Annotated in this window: 14 protein-coding genes and 2 pseudogenes; 5 read left to right on the plus strand and 11 right to left on the minus strand. The window is 69.3% G+C overall.

Annotated elements, in window-relative coordinates; genetic code table 11:
- Nucleotides 1-556 precede the first annotated feature (556 nt).
- From A5728_RS07095 to A5728_RS07105, 3 genes are read right to left on the minus strand one after another with little or no spacing between them, the layout of a single operon-like run.
- On the minus strand, nucleotides 557-2,272 hold the full coding sequence (locus A5728_RS07095) for an AMP-binding protein (protein ID WP_064846383.1): 1,716 nt from the start codon (nucleotides 2,270-2,272) through the stop codon (nucleotides 557-559).
- 43 nt (nucleotides 2,273-2,315) lie between these two features.
- Entirely contained in the window at nucleotides 2,316-3,575 is a 1,260-nt protein-coding gene (locus A5728_RS07100) for an acyl-CoA dehydrogenase family protein (protein WP_064846384.1), read from the minus strand.
- A gap of 29 nt (nucleotides 3,576-3,604) precedes the next feature.
- Nucleotides 3,605-5,704: a 3-hydroxyacyl-CoA dehydrogenase NAD-binding domain-containing protein gene (locus tag A5728_RS07105; protein WP_064846385.1), complete on the minus strand. Its 2,100-nt coding sequence runs from the start codon at nucleotides 5,702-5,704 to the stop codon at nucleotides 3,605-3,607.
- 141 nt (nucleotides 5,705-5,845) lie between these two features.
- Here A5728_RS07105 and A5728_RS07110 point away from each other — a divergent pair, with 141 nt between their 5' ends.
- Nucleotides 5,846-6,400 carry a GNAT family N-acetyltransferase gene (locus tag A5728_RS07110; protein WP_064846386.1) on the plus strand — a complete coding sequence of 185 codons (555 nt, stop codon included), beginning with the start codon at nucleotides 5,846-5,848 and terminating at the stop codon, nucleotides 6,398-6,400.
- Here the strand turns inward: A5728_RS07110 and A5728_RS07115 are convergent.
- The 4 genes from A5728_RS07115 to A5728_RS07130 form a co-directional block, all read right to left on the minus strand.
- A complete protein-coding gene (locus A5728_RS07115) occupies nucleotides 6,364-7,236 on the minus strand; it encodes a TetR/AcrR family transcriptional regulator (protein ID WP_082943305.1) in 873 nt (290 codons plus the stop codon). The two genes, A5728_RS07110 and A5728_RS07115, sit on opposite strands and share 37 nt — an antisense overlap.
- A gap of 100 nt (nucleotides 7,237-7,336) precedes the next feature.
- Nucleotides 7,337-8,251, minus strand: coding sequence for an SMP-30/gluconolactonase/LRE family protein (locus A5728_RS07120; protein WP_064846388.1), 915 nt, complete (start codon nucleotides 8,249-8,251; stop codon nucleotides 7,337-7,339).
- Nucleotides 8,248-8,697, minus strand: a complete 450-nt coding sequence (locus A5728_RS07125) for an acyl-CoA thioesterase (protein ID WP_082943306.1) — start codon at nucleotides 8,695-8,697, stop codon at nucleotides 8,248-8,250. Before A5728_RS07125 ends, A5728_RS07120 begins: the two co-directional genes overlap by 4 nt.
- 9 nt (nucleotides 8,698-8,706) lie before the next feature.
- Complete coding sequence (locus tag A5728_RS07130; RefSeq protein ID WP_064846389.1) at nucleotides 8,707-9,372, minus strand: AMP-binding protein; 666 nt, start codon at nucleotides 9,370-9,372, stop codon at nucleotides 8,707-8,709.
- A 202-nt stretch (nucleotides 9,373-9,574) separates the two neighbouring features.
- Between A5728_RS07130 and A5728_RS07135 the strand changes: the two genes are divergently transcribed.
- The 3 genes and pseudogenes from A5728_RS07135 to A5728_RS07145 all read left to right on the plus strand — a co-directional run bounded on the left by A5728_RS07135 (nucleotide 9,575) and on the right by A5728_RS07145 (nucleotide 12,035).
- Entirely contained in the window at nucleotides 9,575-10,366 is a 792-nt protein-coding gene (locus A5728_RS07135; RefSeq protein WP_179861299.1) for an SDR family oxidoreductase, read from the plus strand.
- A 60-nt stretch (nucleotides 10,367-10,426) separates the two neighbouring features.
- Entirely contained in the window at nucleotides 10,427-10,855 is a 429-nt protein-coding gene (locus A5728_RS15110) for a hypothetical protein (RefSeq protein WP_179861298.1), read from the plus strand.
- A pseudogene (locus tag A5728_RS07145) lies at nucleotides 10,800-12,035 on the plus strand (serine hydrolase). Before A5728_RS15110 ends, A5728_RS07145 begins: the two are co-directional and overlap by 56 nt.
- Before the next feature lie 60 nt (nucleotides 12,036-12,095).
- On the opposite strand, the gene A5728_RS07150 reads toward A5728_RS07145, so the two are convergent.
- The gene (locus A5728_RS07150) at nucleotides 12,096-12,479 is read right to left on the minus strand and encodes a YdeI/OmpD-associated family protein (RefSeq protein WP_231885553.1); all 384 of its coding nucleotides are present in this window, start codon (nucleotides 12,477-12,479) and stop codon (nucleotides 12,096-12,098) included.
- Nucleotides 12,480-12,762: 283 nt separating this feature from the next.
- A pseudogene (locus tag A5728_RS13555) lies at nucleotides 12,763-13,359 on the minus strand (SDR family oxidoreductase); the annotation flags it as partial.
- Between A5728_RS13555 and A5728_RS14090 the strand changes: the two are divergent.
- Nucleotides 13,295-13,462, plus strand: coding sequence for a hypothetical protein (locus tag A5728_RS14090; protein ID WP_197493118.1), 168 nt, complete (start codon nucleotides 13,295-13,297; stop codon nucleotides 13,460-13,462). The pseudogene A5728_RS13555 and the gene A5728_RS14090 sit on opposite strands and share 65 nt — an antisense overlap.
- A gap of 124 nt (nucleotides 13,463-13,586) precedes the next feature.
- On the opposite strand, the gene A5728_RS07160 is transcribed toward A5728_RS14090, so the two are convergent.
- Nucleotides 13,587-14,213 (minus strand): MarR family winged helix-turn-helix transcriptional regulator, encoded by a 627-nt coding sequence (locus A5728_RS07160; protein WP_369795619.1) that lies wholly within the window; start codon nucleotides 14,211-14,213, stop codon nucleotides 13,587-13,589.
- Nucleotides 14,210-14,881, minus strand: coding sequence for a CE1759 family FMN reductase (locus A5728_RS07165; protein WP_064846393.1), 672 nt, complete (start codon nucleotides 14,879-14,881; stop codon nucleotides 14,210-14,212). Before A5728_RS07165 ends, A5728_RS07160 begins: the two co-directional genes overlap by 4 nt.
- Nucleotides 14,882-14,886 lie beyond the last annotated feature (5 nt).

Below are 14,886 nucleotides of genomic sequence, written 5' to 3' on the forward strand. Positions count from 1 at the left end.
CCAAACAGCGCAGCAGAACCAGGGCAGGATCCCAGCTGACACCCAACACCCCCAGGAAACGGGAAAACACCCCAGGGGCCATCAGGCCATCAACCAAAAACAAAAAACTTTGGTATCAACAAACTAGACACACTATTGAGTTGACAAACAACAAACCACACCTAAGCTCTTATTCAGAGCTATGAGTTGGAAGTTTTGGCTGCCGTTGATTCGGAACGCTTCTCGCTGTCCTTGCGGCAACTCGACTAGCTTATCCATTCCCCGTCTTCTTCGCAACTCGGCGTTCGCACGCCGTTGCCGTTCGGAAGGTGGGGGAGGTAGCTCGTCGACCTGCCGGACCAGCGGTTCGCTGTTCGTCCTTGCGGCGACTCGGAATACATTACACACGCTCGCGGGACTGCGCAAAACGGCCCTGGGGAGGGCCCGCCACCCCCTGGCTGCGTTCGCACGCGGCGTCGTCGCCCGTCCCGCGTCGGGCATCGGAACCGCGCCCGCAGACAACGGCCGCACCATCACGTGGCCGTGGTCGCGCAATCGCGTTACCCGGGTGGCTGCCTCAGTCCCGCAGCAGGTTCTTGCGCACCTTGCCCGTGGCCGTGCGCGGCAGCTCGTCACTGAACACGACCGAGTCCGGCACCTTGAACCCGCTGAGCTGGTCCCGGACGTGGTCGCGCAGGTCGTCCTCCGTGACCGTGGACCCGTTCACCCGCACCACGTGCGCGACCGGGCGTTCGCCCCACTTCTCGTGAGCTACCCCCACGACGGCGACGTCCACGACGTCCGGATGCGAGTAGAGGGCCTGCTCCACCTCGATGGACGAGATGTTTTCCCCACCGGAGATGATGATGTCCTTGGCGCGGTCCCGCAGCTGGATGTAGTTGTTGGGGTGCATGACCCCCAGGTCACCCGTGTGGAACCACCCGCCCTCGAATGCCTTCCGCGTGGCGGGCACGTCCTTGTAGTAGCCGATCATCACGTTGTTGCCCCGCAACACCACCTCCCCCACGGTCGTACCGTCCGCCGGCACGTCCTCGAGGGAGTCGTCCACCACGCGGGCGGATTCCGCCTGGATCATGGCCACGCCCTGCCGGGACATCTGCTGCGCTCGCTCCCGGGGCGAGAGCTCACGCCACTGTTCCTGGGGTTCGCAAATGGTGATGGGGCCGAAGACCTCGGTGAGCCCGTACACGTGGACGATGTCGAAGCCCGCGCTCTCCAACCGCTCGATGATGCTCGGCGCGGGCGGGGCCCCGGCGGTCGTGATCCTGATGGTGTGTTCGAGTGGGTGGGCCTCCGAGGCGTCCACGATGATCGAGCACACGGCCGGCGCGCCGCACAGGTGGGTGATGCCCTGCTCGTCGAACGCGCGCCAGATCTCGTCCGCGCGCACGGCCCGCAAACACACGTGCGTGCCACCCGCGGCGGTCACGGCCCACGTGGTGCACCACCCGTTGCAGTGGAACATGGGCAGGGTCCACAGGTAGCGGGTGTCCCCGGTGAACCCGTTGTGGAACACCTCTCCCAGACTGTTGAGGTAGGCGCCGCGGTGCGAGTAGAGCACCCCCTTGGGCCGACCGGTGGTCCCGGACGTGTAGTTCAGGGTGATTGGAGCGTTCTCGTCCACCACGCCACGGCGCACGACGCCGCCATCGGTCTTCTCCGCGCTGCCTGCGTGGCGCACCGGGGCGTCCAGGAACTCCTCGAACGTGGGGACTCCGGCGCCCGCGCCGTCACGGACGGCCGGCAGCCCGGCCTGCTCGTCGGGGACCTGCACGACGCGGACCCCGGTGCGGTCGCCCATCGCCTCCGCGACCGTGCCCAGCACCGAGACGTCCGCGAGCACCACCCGGGCTCCGCAGTGCTCGAGGATGTACTGCAGCTCCCGGGCGCTGAGCCGTGGATTGAGGGGGACCAGCACGGCCCCCGCCGCGGGCACGGCGTAGTGCGCCATCAGAGCCGCCGGCACGTTGGGGGCCACCACTGCGACGGTGGGCCACTCCCGTTCCAGGAACTCGGCCCCCTGGAAGTCCTCCTCCGCGGCGCCCCGGCGCGCACCGTTCGAACGGTCGCCCTCGCCGGTTGCGCCGGAGGACTCCGCAGGAGCGTCCGCCAGCAGAGGACGCAGCGCCGCGGTGAAGCGCTGGACGTCCCGGTCGAACTGCCGGTAGCTCCATTCCTGGGAACCGTGGACCACGGCGCGGCGGTCGGGGAAGACCTCCGCGCTGCGCTCCAGGAAGCGCAAGGGGGTCAGCGGCTCGGTGTTCGCGAACATGGTGCTCCTGGATCGGTGGCGGGCCGGGTGCGCCCCGCGAGACTTACTTGTACGCGGAGATCCCTGTGATGGACTTGCCGATGATGAGGGCCTGGACGGTCTCCGTGCCCTCGTACGTGTGGATGGCCTCGATGTCCGCGAAGTGCCGTGCCACCCGGTTCTCCATGAGGATCCCGTTGCCGCCCAGCAGGTCGCGGGCGTTCATGGCCACCTGGCGGGCCGTGCGGGTGGCGGTGTACTTGGCGAGGGACGCCTGCGGCCCGCTCAGTGTGCCCGCCTCCTCCTTGCGTGCCATGGCCATCACCAGCGTCTGGATCTGGGTGAGCTCACTGAGCATGCGGGTGAGCCGCTCCTGCACGATCTGCGACGCCGCCAGCGGGCGCCCGAACTGGTGGCGCTGCATGGCATAGTGCACCGCGGTCTCGTAGCACGCCTGGGCGTGACCCACCGCGGCCCACGCCACCCCGATGCGGGTGGCGAACAGCACGGCCGAGGTGTCGCGGAAGTTCTTGGCGTGGGGCAGCACGTTCTCGGTGGGCACGAACACGTTCTCGAGCGTGATCTCCGCCTGGTGGATGGCGCGCAGTGCGAGCTTGGCCTTCATGGTGGTGCCCGTGTAGCCCTCGGACTCCTGGGGGACCACGAAGCCGTGGACCGCGCCGTCCTCGTCGCTGCGGGCCCACACCACGGTGATCCCGCCCATGGAGCCGTTGCCGATCCACTTCTTGGCGCCGTTGAGGATGTAGCCGCCCTCCACCGGCGTGGCCCGGCTCTCGAGCCCGATGGAGTCCGAGCCGTGCGCCGGCTCGGTCAGCGCGAACGCGCCGAGCAGGTTGCCCGTGGCCATGTCCGGCAACCACCGCTGCTTCTGCTCCTCGCTGCCGCACAGGGCGATGGACCGCATGGCCAGCCCGCCCTGCACACCGGACACGGTGGAGATGGAGCCGTCCCCGCGGGAGAGCTCCATGGCCACCAGGCCCGCAGCCATCTTGGACATGGGGGACATCCCGGGGACCTCCACTCCATCGCGCAACAGGTCCATCTCGCCCATGCGCCGCACGAGGTCCAGGTTGTACTCGCCACGGTCCCAGTACTCCGCGATAACGGGCAGGACTTCCTCCTGCACGAATGTGCGGGCCCGCAGCTGGTGGGCGCGGTCCTGTTCCGAGACACCCTCGTAGATCCCGGCCTCGTCCGTGGCCAGGGGCTCGTTGAGATCGTAGTGCGGCTCGAGCGTGCCCGTGGGGAAGCCCTCGGGGTGCTCGATGGTGATGCCAGTGGTCTCCGTGCTGTCCTTGCTCATGATGACTCCTCGATCCTTGCTGGAAGCTGCTACTGCTGGGCGGCGTTGAACCGGGCACCGCGGACGCGCTCGGCCGCGCCGCAGCGGTCCAGGTACGGGGTGATGCCACCGAGGTGGAAGGGGTAGTTGGCGCCGAGGATCATGCAGAGGTCGATGTCCCGGGCCGAGGCCACCACGCCCTCGTCCAGCATGTAGCCGATCTCCTCCGCGAGCGCGTCCTGCACGCGAGTGAGCAGCTGGCCACCGGCGCCGTCGCCGGACTGCGCCGTGACGCCGTTCTCGCGCCGCGTGCGCTCCAGGGCTTCGTTGGCGCCCTCGGACAGGTAGGTCTCGGAGGACTCCCCGCGGGCCGGCAGGGTGTTCTTGAGACCGGCGTCCGCCACGGCGTCCAGCCACGGGGAGAGCGTGAAGCGCTGCGGGTAGGCGTCGTTCATGGTGTGGGTGATGTGCACCAGCACGGCGGGGCCCACGAAGTCCAGCAGCTGCAGGGGGGTCATGGGAAGCCCCATGGCGTCCAGGGCGTGGTCCACGGTCTCGGGGTCTCCCCCGGCGTCCATGGCGCGGCCGATCGAGTCGAACATGCGCGTGAGCACGCGGTTGACCACGAAGCTCGGGGCGTCCTCCACGCGCACGGCGATGCGACGCAGCTTGGCCGCGAGGTCGAACGCGGTGGCCAGGGTGGAGTCGTCGGTCTTCTCGCCCGCCACGATCTCGAGCAGGGGGGTGACCTCCACGGGGTTGAACACGTGGAAGCCCACGAGTCGCTCCGGGTGCTGCAGGTCCCGGCCCATAGCGGTGATGGAGAGGGAGGAGGTGTTGGTCGCGAGAATCGCGTCCTCCTTGATGACCGGTTCCCACTGGGCGAAGACCTGGCGCTTGACGTCCAGCTCCTCGAACACGGCCTCGATCACGAAGTCCGCGTCCGCGAGGTCCTCCGGGCTCCGGGCGCCCGTGATGAGCGAGCCGAGCTGCTCGGCCTGCTCCGGGGTCATCCGGCCCTTCTCCGCCTGGGCCGCGAAGCGGTCCCGGGTGCGCTGCACACCGGCGGCCAGGCGCTCGTCGTCGAGGTCGGTCATGACCACCGGGATGCGCGCGCCCTGGGCGATGAGGGACGCCAGCTGGCCCGCCATGAGGCCCGCGCCGATCACGGCGGCCTTCTTGATCTCGCGGACGGGGGCGTCCGGGACGTTGGCGGCCTGCTTGCTGCGCGCGCTCACGAGCTCGAACGCGTACAGGGACGCGCGGGCGGCGTCGGACTGCACGATCGAGCTGAAGAGCTGGACCGCGGCGGCACCGTTGGCCTGGCGGGTGTCCGTGCGCGCACGGCCCACGAGGTCGATCGCGGCCACCGGGCCGGGAGCGGCACCGTGCCACGCGGCGTGGGCCTTGGCGGCAGCCTTGTCCACGGCGGCCTGCCAGGTCTGTTCGTCGTCGTCGGCGCGGCGCGGTTCGTGCTTGCCCTCGAGTGCCTCCACGACCCAGCGTTGCCACGCCGTCTCCCACTCGTCCGTACCGGGGGCAGCATCCAGGACGGTGTCCACGAGACCGATCTCCGCGGCCTTGGCGGGCTTGAGGTTCCGCCCGCGCATGGAGTCCGTAACGATGATGTTCAGTGCCGCCTCAGCGCCCACCAGGTGCGGCAGCAGGTAGACGCCGCCCCAGCCCGGAAAGAAGCCCAGCCGGCACTCGGGCAGACCCATGGGTGCCTTGCCGGACGTGGCCAAGCGGTAGTCGGTGTGCAGCGCGAGTTCCAGACCGCCGCCGAGGGCCACCCCCGTGATGAGCGAGAACGTGGGAACGGGCATCTCCGCCAGGACGCCGAAGGCCTCGTGCCCGGAGCCGACGTAGTCCTCCGAACCCCCGTCGAACTGTGCGGCGCGGATCTCCTTGAGATTGGCCCCTGCACCGAACGACTTCTCGTTGCCCGTGACCACCACGGCCTCGACTTGCGAGGTGTCAATGGCCGAGAGCTCCCGGCGCAACTCCCGCATGGCCTCCGAACCCCAGATCACGAGCCCGTTGGGCTCCGTAGAGCCCAGGGACACCAGGGCGATCGGTCGTTCCCGCCCGGGCAGGACGGGACGGGTCACGTCGATGGTCACGGTGGACGGGAAGGTCTGTTCGCTCACGCTTGGCTCCTGTGTCTGGGCGAAAGGTGGTGTGGCCCACAGTATCGCGAGAACAGTCTGACGTGAGACTGCGTCTCACGTCAAGACATTCAGTGTCACCCGGCCCCCGGATGCCCGATACGTCCTGGATACGCTGATCCGGTGACTCTCCAGCTGCCGCTGCACTCGGACCGCTTGCGCTTCCGCTGGCCCACCGATGCCGACATCGAGCCCATGCACTCCTACCAGTCCCGCGAGGACTACGCCATGCATGCATGGCGCGAACCCCGCGACATGGACCACGTGATCAGAACGGTCGAGGCCAATCGCGAACCCGGATCCTGGTCCTCCGACGGCGACAGCCTGCGGGTCGCGATCTCCCCTCACGACTCCGACGACCTCGTGGGCGAGATCGTGCTGACCCTCGTGGACGCGGAGTCCGCGCAGGTGGAGATCGGCTGGGCGCTGCACCCGGACCACACGGGCAAGGGGTACGCCGCGGAGGCCGCGCGCACCGCCGTCGACGCCGCGTTCGAGCACCTCGGCGCGCACCGCGTCTTCGCGCGCCTGGACAGTCTCAACGTGGCGTCCGCGAAGGTCTGCGAGCGCGTGGGCATGCGCCAGGAGGCGACCCTGCGGGAGAGCCACTACCAGTTGGGCGAGTGGCGCGACGAACTCGTCTACGCCGTGCTCGTGTCTGAGCGACGCGCGGACTGATCCGCCGCGGGGACACGCACCTCGTCGGAGAGTCGCGCCCCGGCGAACCCGCCGCCCTCGGAGGCGTCCTGCTCCCCACCGGGCTGGGCATCCCGCGCGAGCTGCGTGCCACCCGGGGCCAGGGCCTCGTACACCGAGCGCGCCGTCCGCTCGGCGACGTCCCGCGCGTCGACCCCCTCGGGGACGATGACGACCACGGGCGCCGGGCCCGCACCGTCGTCCGCGGAGCGAAGTTGCTGAACCGGGCGCCCGGGAACGAACGAGAGCCCGAAAAGGGTGCACAACCACGCGATGCGCCGATTGAGTCCCGCGGCCAGCCGCTCGCCGTCCGCGGCCTGGGGATCGTGCAACCACGTGCGCAGGTAGGCGTTGTGCACGGCGACGATGGCGGAGGCCAACGAGATCGCCGTGACCCGCCGGTCGGGGCCGTCTGGCAGGACGCGGCGCAGGAACTCCCGGAACACCCGCTCGTACCGGTGGGACGTGGCGAGCTCCCGGTCCCGCAACGCCTCGACCCGCTGCAGCAGTCGGTGTCGTGCGAGCGCACGGTCCGCGTGGTCCAGGTTGTACCGGAACACGAGCTGCACGCCCTCACTCACCCCCGCCTGGGCGGTGAGGTGCGGGCGGTTGAGCAACTGCTCCAGCCGCTCCAGGTTGGACGCGTGATCCGCGAACACGATGTCCTCCTTGGACCCGTACTTGCGGAAGAACGTGGCGCGACTGACCCCCGTGGCGTGCGCGAGCTGGTCCACGGTGGTGGCGTCGTAACCCTGCGCGGCCAACAGGCGGATGGCTGTGGTGACGGCGTCGCCGCTCACCCCAGGTGCGGTACTCATCTGGCCTCCTGCGGTGATGGTAACCGTGCGGCGAGGCCGCCGCGGTGCGGCGACCACGTCCGCGGGCCGCGCCGGTCCGGGAGCCGGCCCGACGACGCGCTCAGCCCCCGAAGGCCTGCGTGACCTGGCCCGGGACGGACACGCGCACCGAGTAGAGGGAACCGGCGGTGGGCTGGACGTCGCCCGGGAGGCCCTCGCGCGACGTCGTGATGTACAGCGTGCGCAGGTCCTCACCACCCAGCGTGCACGCGGTGGTTTGCGTGGCGCCCACGGCGACGACGGTGTCCAGGGCCCCGTCCGGGAGGTAGCGGTGGACCTGCCCCGCGCCGTAGAGGGCGACCCACACCGCGCCCTCGGAGTCCACGGTCAACCCGTCCGGGCTCACCGAGACGCGGCCCGGTTCGTAACTCTCCTCCGGGTCCGTGGCGGCCGCGGCGGCGTGGTCGTCCAGGACGGGCGCGACGAACGTGCGGCGGTTCTGCAGGCCGGCCTCGGGGCTCCAGTCGAAGACCGAGACCTCGTGGGTGGGGGTGTCGTTGTAGTACGCGAGGGTGCCGTCCGGGGACCACGCGATCCCGTTGGAGATGCTCACGTTCTCGAGGACGGGCTGCCACGACAGATCCGGCGCGACCCGGTACAGCGTGGCCGCGCCCTCGGTCTGCTCGTACGCCATGGACCCCACGTAGAAGGAGCCGTCGGGGGCCACACCGCCCTCGTTCATGCGGATCTCGGGGTCCCCCCACATGGGGATCTCCCGCTCCACTGCGCCCGTGGGATCGGTCAGGACCACTCCCCGTTCCACCGCGATGATCTGCCCACCCGAACGGCGCGGACGCACACACGCGGCCACGGCGTCCACGTGCTGGCGGCGCGGCTGGTCGGCCGGGGTGAACGTCATGACGTCCCCGGCGAGCATGTCCACCCAGGCCAGCCCGTTCCATTCCTTGCTCCAGCACGGCCCCTCACCGTGGTACATCCACGACGGGGTGATCCTCTGGGCGGTGAGCTGCTTCACGACTGCGACCTCCTGGGGCTGTTGTGGGCGGGGAGCGACATGCTGGGAATCCTGTCGCGGTCGTACGTGATCTGCGTGTACCCGTGCGGGGCGGGCTTGCCGTCCTCCCCGAGGTTCACGAACACGATCTTGTCGATGCTCAGGATCAACTCGCGGGTGATCATGTTGCGCACCTGCGCCCGCATGGTCAACGAGGTGCGTCCGAACGTAGTGGCAGTGAGGCCCATCTCGATGATGTCCCCCTGCACCGCGGAGGAGACGAACTCGATCTCGGACATGTACTTGGTGACCGCCCGCTGATTACCCAATTGCACGATCGCGTAGATCGCCGCTTCCTCGTCGATCCAGCGCAGCAGCGATCCCCCGAACAGGGTGCCGTTGGCGTTGAGGTCTTCCGGCTTGACCCATTTGCGGGTGCGGAACGAGATGTCACCGTGGTGCTGCATGCCCCCAGCCTAGGGGACCGCCTGGACACCGGGCAGCGAACGGCCCAGCTGGCGGGGACCAGGAACGTGGTGTCCACCCCGTAGTGCTCGATGTCCGCGAGCACTTGCGAGGGCACGAATGTCCTGCGCACCAGGGTCGTGTTGCCCCGCACAAGCGCGCGCACGGTGAACGAGTTCAATGCACCGATGTGGAACAGCAGCGCCGTCGCCCCCCGAAGCCTCCCCGCCCCGCGAACCGTCCGGGATCCAGGGCACGGCGGGGTCCGTGTCCATGACGACGCTGCCGCCCTCGTAACCCTCCGCGAGCGGCAGCGCCGCCTCCAGGACGGGGACGTGACCGGGCTCCACGATGGTCACCGCGGGGGTCGATCGGGTGTGCAGGCCCGCGACCTCGCGCGGGGCGAGTCGGAAGTTCAGGGGCTCGAAAACCACGCCGAGCCACCACGCGGCGAACATGGTGCGCAGGAAGACCTCGGAGTTCAACCCCAGTGAGGCGACCCGGTCCCCGGCGCCCACCCCGGAACGCGCGAACGCGCCCGCGAGACGCCGCACGCTCTCGGTGAAGTGGGCGTAGTCCACCGTCTCGTCCTCGTAGATCACCGCGGGGTGCTCGGGGCTGTAGCGCGCCTGGTAGAGCAGACCTCGCACGGGGTTGATGTTCACGGGGTGGCTCATGGCGGCTCCTGACATGGGCACGGACACCCCGCAAGTCCCCTGAGTGATATGCGTCACCCTAGCAAGCGGTCACGGCGTTGTGGTCACTGCATCGGTGATGCACACTGGTCCAACCGTCACGTGTCAGCGGCATCCGTCATGGGCCCCGGCTCCGCGATCCTCACCCGTTCGCGCGGCGCTCCCGGTGTGGAAGGAAATCCTCATGTCCGATCAACGCCCCCTTGCCATGGTCACCGGTGGTTCCTCCGGCATCGGGTTCGAACTGGCCAAGCAGTTCGCCCGGCACGGCTACGACGTCGCTCTGTCCGGTTCGAGTGACCGCGTCCATGAGGCGGCCAGGAGCATCGAGGAGCTCGGCGCACAGGCCTACCCGTTCCAGGCGGACGCCGCCACCTACGACGGTGTCGAGGACTTCTGGAACTTCGTGGCCGAGCTGGGTCGTCCCCTGGATGCCGCGGCCCTGAACGTCGGTATCGGACTGGGCGGAGCGTTCATGGACACCGACCTCCAGGACGAGTTCCGGCTCATCGACATCAACGTCAAGGGCACGGTGCACATGGCCAAGCGCGTCGTGCAGCACATGGTCCCCAACGGCCACGGGCGCATCCTCATCGTGTCCTCCACCTCCGCCACGACGCCCACTCCCTACGAGACCGTCTACGGCCCCTCCAAGGCATTCGGTTTCTCCTTCGCGGAATCATTGCGCGAAGAGTTGCGTGACACCGGCGTGACGGTCACGGCGCTCTTACCCGGTGCCACGGACAGCGACTTCCACTCCAACGCCGGCATGGACAACACGGCGCTCGGGCCGGGCGCCACCAAGAACGACAAGGTCCTCGTGGCCCAGCAGGGCTTCGAAGCATTGCTCAATGACGTGGACGAGGTCGTGGGCGGCGATGAGCAGACGAAACAGACCCGCGAGGACAACCGCACCACCCCCGAGCCGGTGAAGGCGCACCGGCAGGCGGAACTGACCCGCCCGCGCGGCGACTGAGAGCGGGACGCAAGCCGGTGATGATGGTGCGCCGGTGCGTTCGTCCGTCATGATGCGTGCATGACCGAAACCTCCACGGCCTCCACCGCGCAGACACCCGACCCCGGGCCAGAGTTCCAGCGCAAAGTGCTGACCGTGCTGGCGCTGGGCCAGATCCTGGGTGGGCTGGGAACGGGTGCGACCCTCGCGTTGGGTGCCCTGCTCGTCACGGAGGTCTCCGGGAGCAGTGCGGTGTCCGGGTTGGCGGCCACCATGAACACCCTGGGTGCCGCCATTCTGGCCATCCCCCTGGCGCGGTTGGCGCAACGTCGTGGTCGGCGGATCTCCCTGACCACCGGCGCCCTCGTGGCGGTCGCAGGGGCGGGCGCTGGGGCTGCCCCAGTTCACCGGCGGGTTCGTGATCGCACTGTGTGCCCAGGTGCTGGGGGCCATCGTGTACTTCATCGGATTGCGCCCGGACCCGCTCAAGGTCGCCCTGTCCCGCGGTGAATCGGTGGCCTCCACACCCAGCCCGGCCGGCGGGTTTACCCTGTTGCGCACCGTCCCCGCGGCTCGGCGCGCGGTGCTCGTGGTGGCCCTGTCCCACGCGGTGATGGTGGGTCTCATGTCCATGACGCCCGTGCACCTCACGACCCACGGGGCCACGCTGTCCGTGGTGGGGCTGACCATCTCCCTGCACGTGGCGGGGATGTATGCCCTTTCCCCCGTCTTCGGCTGGCTCGCGGACAAACTCGGTCGCGCCGCCACGGCGCTCGCCACCCCGGCGTTCACGACCGGTGCCGCGGCAGCGCCGTCGAAGACCGCGTTCAACACCGCCGGGATCGACGCCGCCCTGGCCAACCTCGTGCGCGACGGCGCCGTGGGCATGACCACCTCGGTCGTGGGCCCGGGCGGGACCTATCTGAGCGCCGCCGGCAAGCGGCACCTGCAGAAGGACAGCGCCCGGCCCCAGGACCGCGCACGGATCGCCTCGATCACCAAGGCGATGATCGCGGTGCTCGTGATGCAGCGCATCGAGGCGGGGCAATGAACTCTGCGCACGACCATCGACCAGGTCACCCCGGGGCTCTACCCGGGCCACGGCGGCGTGACCGTGGCGCAACTGATGAACCACACCTCGGGCATGCCGGACGGGATCTACTCCTTGCTCCCGGACCGGGAGTGGTACACGTGGACCGTGCAGGACCTGGAGGCCGCGGTGGTCCCGTACCACCCCGAGCAGGAACTTGTGGAACTCAGCCGCAGGCTGCCGTGGGAGTTCGAGCCCGGGACCGGCTGGTCCTACTCCAACGTCGGGTACGTGGTGCTGTCCATGTTGCTAGAGGCCGCCACGGGGTCGCGCATCCAGGACCTCGTGCGGGACCGGGTGTTCAAGCCCGCCAAGATGCAGCAGTCACGGCTCCAGGAGTCCACGCTGGTCCGAGGCCGCTACCTCCTGCCGTGCGGTGTCCTTCACCACACGGGACGCCTCCCGACGGATGGCCCTGGCCTACACGGGCCGCTCCTACGTGGAGGAGGGTCCGGACCCGGATGCGGCCATGAACGCCGCGCTCATCGCGGGCTTCCGTGCCACGTGCCCGGCGAGCGCCCCGACCACACCGGCTTCCGGCAAGGGGCCGGCCTCCGGTGGCGCGGGCTCGCTGCGGTTGTAGTGCCGAGCAGGCCGTAGTACCGCGCCGACCGTTGTACCACGTCGGCCGTGGTTTCACGCCAGGGGGTGCATCGGGTCTCAGCGACCGGTGCGCTCCCGATGTTTGCACCCGGGCCAGCAGCACGGGCGGCGCTTGCCCTCGTGCATTTCCTCCTCGGTGCGCCGGATCCGCCGCTGCCGGGTCTCCGGCTTCTGGGCATCCTCCACCCAGCACACGAACTCGTTGCGCCCGAGCGGAGTGAGTCCGCGCCACAGCTCGGCGGTCACGGGGTCCAGCGCGAGCGCTTCGGCGACGTCCGCGGGCAACTCGTGGACGACGCCGCCGGGGAGCCCGGACTGGGTGTTCGCGCCATCGATCGTGGCCAGGTTCTCGGCGGTCTCCGCGCCGTTCTCGTTCTGCGCGTCCGTCACGTTCGTCGCGTTCTCCGCGGACGACGCCGCAGTCCGGGTCGTGTTGGTCATGGTTCTCTTCCTGCGCTGTCACCTGTCGCCGTGGATCCCCGGCAAGCAGCAGCGTGCCACGCGACGGACCGAAGACGTCCATTACTCGATTCATGAATATCCGGGGCGAAGCCCCGCCCCCACCGGGCTCACGCCAGGTAGAACCCACCGTCCGAAGTGAGGACCTGGCCGACGATCCATGCGCCGTCGGTGCGGTGAACCTCCGCTCGCGGTCGCCCCGGATGCGTTCTCCCGGCCGCGCCGGAGCGGTCGGGGCGTCGGCCTTGAGGAGCGCGAACGCCCGGGTCAGCAGCAGCGTGGAGCGGGTGTTGGTCTGCCAGAACGCGTCCAGCGCCTCGGGGGTCATGTCCAGGATGGAGCCGTCCCCACCGCTCCTGGCGTGGTTGCACACGAGGATGTCCAGCGACCCGGTGAGCTCGCTCGCGGCATCGATGAGCGGTCGGATCCGTCCGGGGTCCCGCAGATCCGCGCTCATCTCCCCCAGCCGCGCACCCCCGGTGAGTTCGGCCCGCAATGCGTTCACGACGTCGCTCAGATCGTCCGCGCCCCATGGCTGGTCCTCGTCGTGCGGGCCGTAGTGGTGGATGAATACACTCGCGCCCAGCCGCGCGAAGGTGCGGGCAACGGCGAAGCCGATGCCGCGGCGTCGTGACACCCCGGTGACCAGCGCCGTTCGACCGCGCAGGGGCAGGGTTCTGGGTGAAGCCGTCATGAATCCAGTCTGCCAGCGCCGCTTATTGAGACCGGATCGATGGATTGTCTCAATAAGACTCCTGCTGAGACAATCAGGATCAGCAGTTCCATCAAGGAGCACCATGGCCACCTCCAACTGGCCCGCGATCGGCCACGAGAGCCACCGCTGTGTCCGCCGCGATCCCATGGCATCCCATCGCGCGCGGATCCGGAACACGGGGGACTTTGCCGCCACGGTGGTCCCCCGGATCTTCGTCGAACGGGCCGGGCGCAGGACGTTCGGCTCCTGACCCCGGAACGGCGTGATGCCGCCCCACTGCATAGCAGGATCAACTCCTGCACAGCGGGGCGGCATCCTTCATGGGCGACTTCGGGATCACGGCCGCCACCAGGGCGATCCCGAGGTGGCCGGGACTAACCCAGCAGCCCACCCACCCGGCGCATGAGGTCGGCCAGTCGAGCGGCGTCGTCGTCCTGGAGTGCGGAGAAGAAGAGCTCCTGGACGTCCCGCGCGTGGGCGGGGCGCAGTTCGCGGAAGGCGCGCAGGCCCTCGGCTGTGAGCACCGCCTCGAAGCCGCGGCCGTCGCACTCCACGCGGCGGCGTTCCACCCAGCCGCGCTTGCCCAGCACACCGATCTGGTAGCTCAACCGCGACGGTGAGAAGATCAGGCGGTGCGCCAGCTCACCCATGCGCATCCGGTGCTCGGGCGCGCTGTAGAGCAGCAGGAGCAACTGGTAGTCCATGAGCGAGCAACCGTGCTGCTTGAGCCGCTCCTCGATTCGGGCGGTGAGCAGCGCGGTGGTCTCGAAGTAGACCTGCCACGCGTCCCAGTCCTGCCGGGACGCGTCCGAGATACCCGCACGCGCCGCATCATCGAGGGATTCCGCGTCACCGATGCATGCCGCGCCGGTGGTGTCCGCGCCGTCCGAACCCGTCACGGACTCGGACGGCGCGGTCTCGACGTGCGCGGTCTCGACGTGCGCGGACCCGGACGGCGCAGCCTTGGACAAAGCAACGGCGCTGGTGGCCGTGTCGCTCACGATCCCACCGAGGCCAGCAGGCTCGCGAAGTCGGGGACGTCACTGAACTCGTCCTTGACCTCGCGGCGCAGACCCGGCCGAGCGGCGTCGCCATGGGAGGCGCCGTCCGTGGAACCGGCACTGCCCCGCGAACCCGCGAGCAGCATGGCGCCGAGCGAGGCGCCCACGCGATCGATCCGGCGCTGCAGGTCGTTGTGACCCCAGTCCTCGGACGCCGCGTAGATGCCCAGGGGCAGCACGAGGGCCTTGAGGTAGCTCAGCAGCGGCCGCATGGCGGTGTCCAGCACGAGCGAGTGCCGCGGGGACCCGCCCGTAGCGGCGACCACGGTGGGCAGGTTCTCGAGCGCGGACTCGTCGATCACGTCGAAGAACTGCTTGAACAGCCCCGAGTAGGACGCCTTGTACGTGGGCGACGCGGCGATCAGGCCGTCCGAGGTGAGCACGGTGTCGATCGCGTCCTGCACGGCGCGCGAGGCCACATGGGTGATCATCATGTCGGTCAGCCCGTGGGCCAGATCTCGCAGCTGGATCACCTTGATGTGCACGTGCTGCCCGGCGTTCTCGACCGTGGTGCTCGCGGCCTGGGCGATCGCCTCGCCCAGGCGCGTGGTCGTGGAGTCCTCCGACAGTCCCGCGGTCACCACCGCGAGGGTCAACCGATCGGTCATGGTGT

This window comes from Kocuria sp. ICS0012, assembly GCF_001665945.1.
GTDB classification, from domain to species: Bacteria; Actinomycetota; Actinomycetes; order Actinomycetales; family Micrococcaceae; genus Kocuria; species Kocuria marina.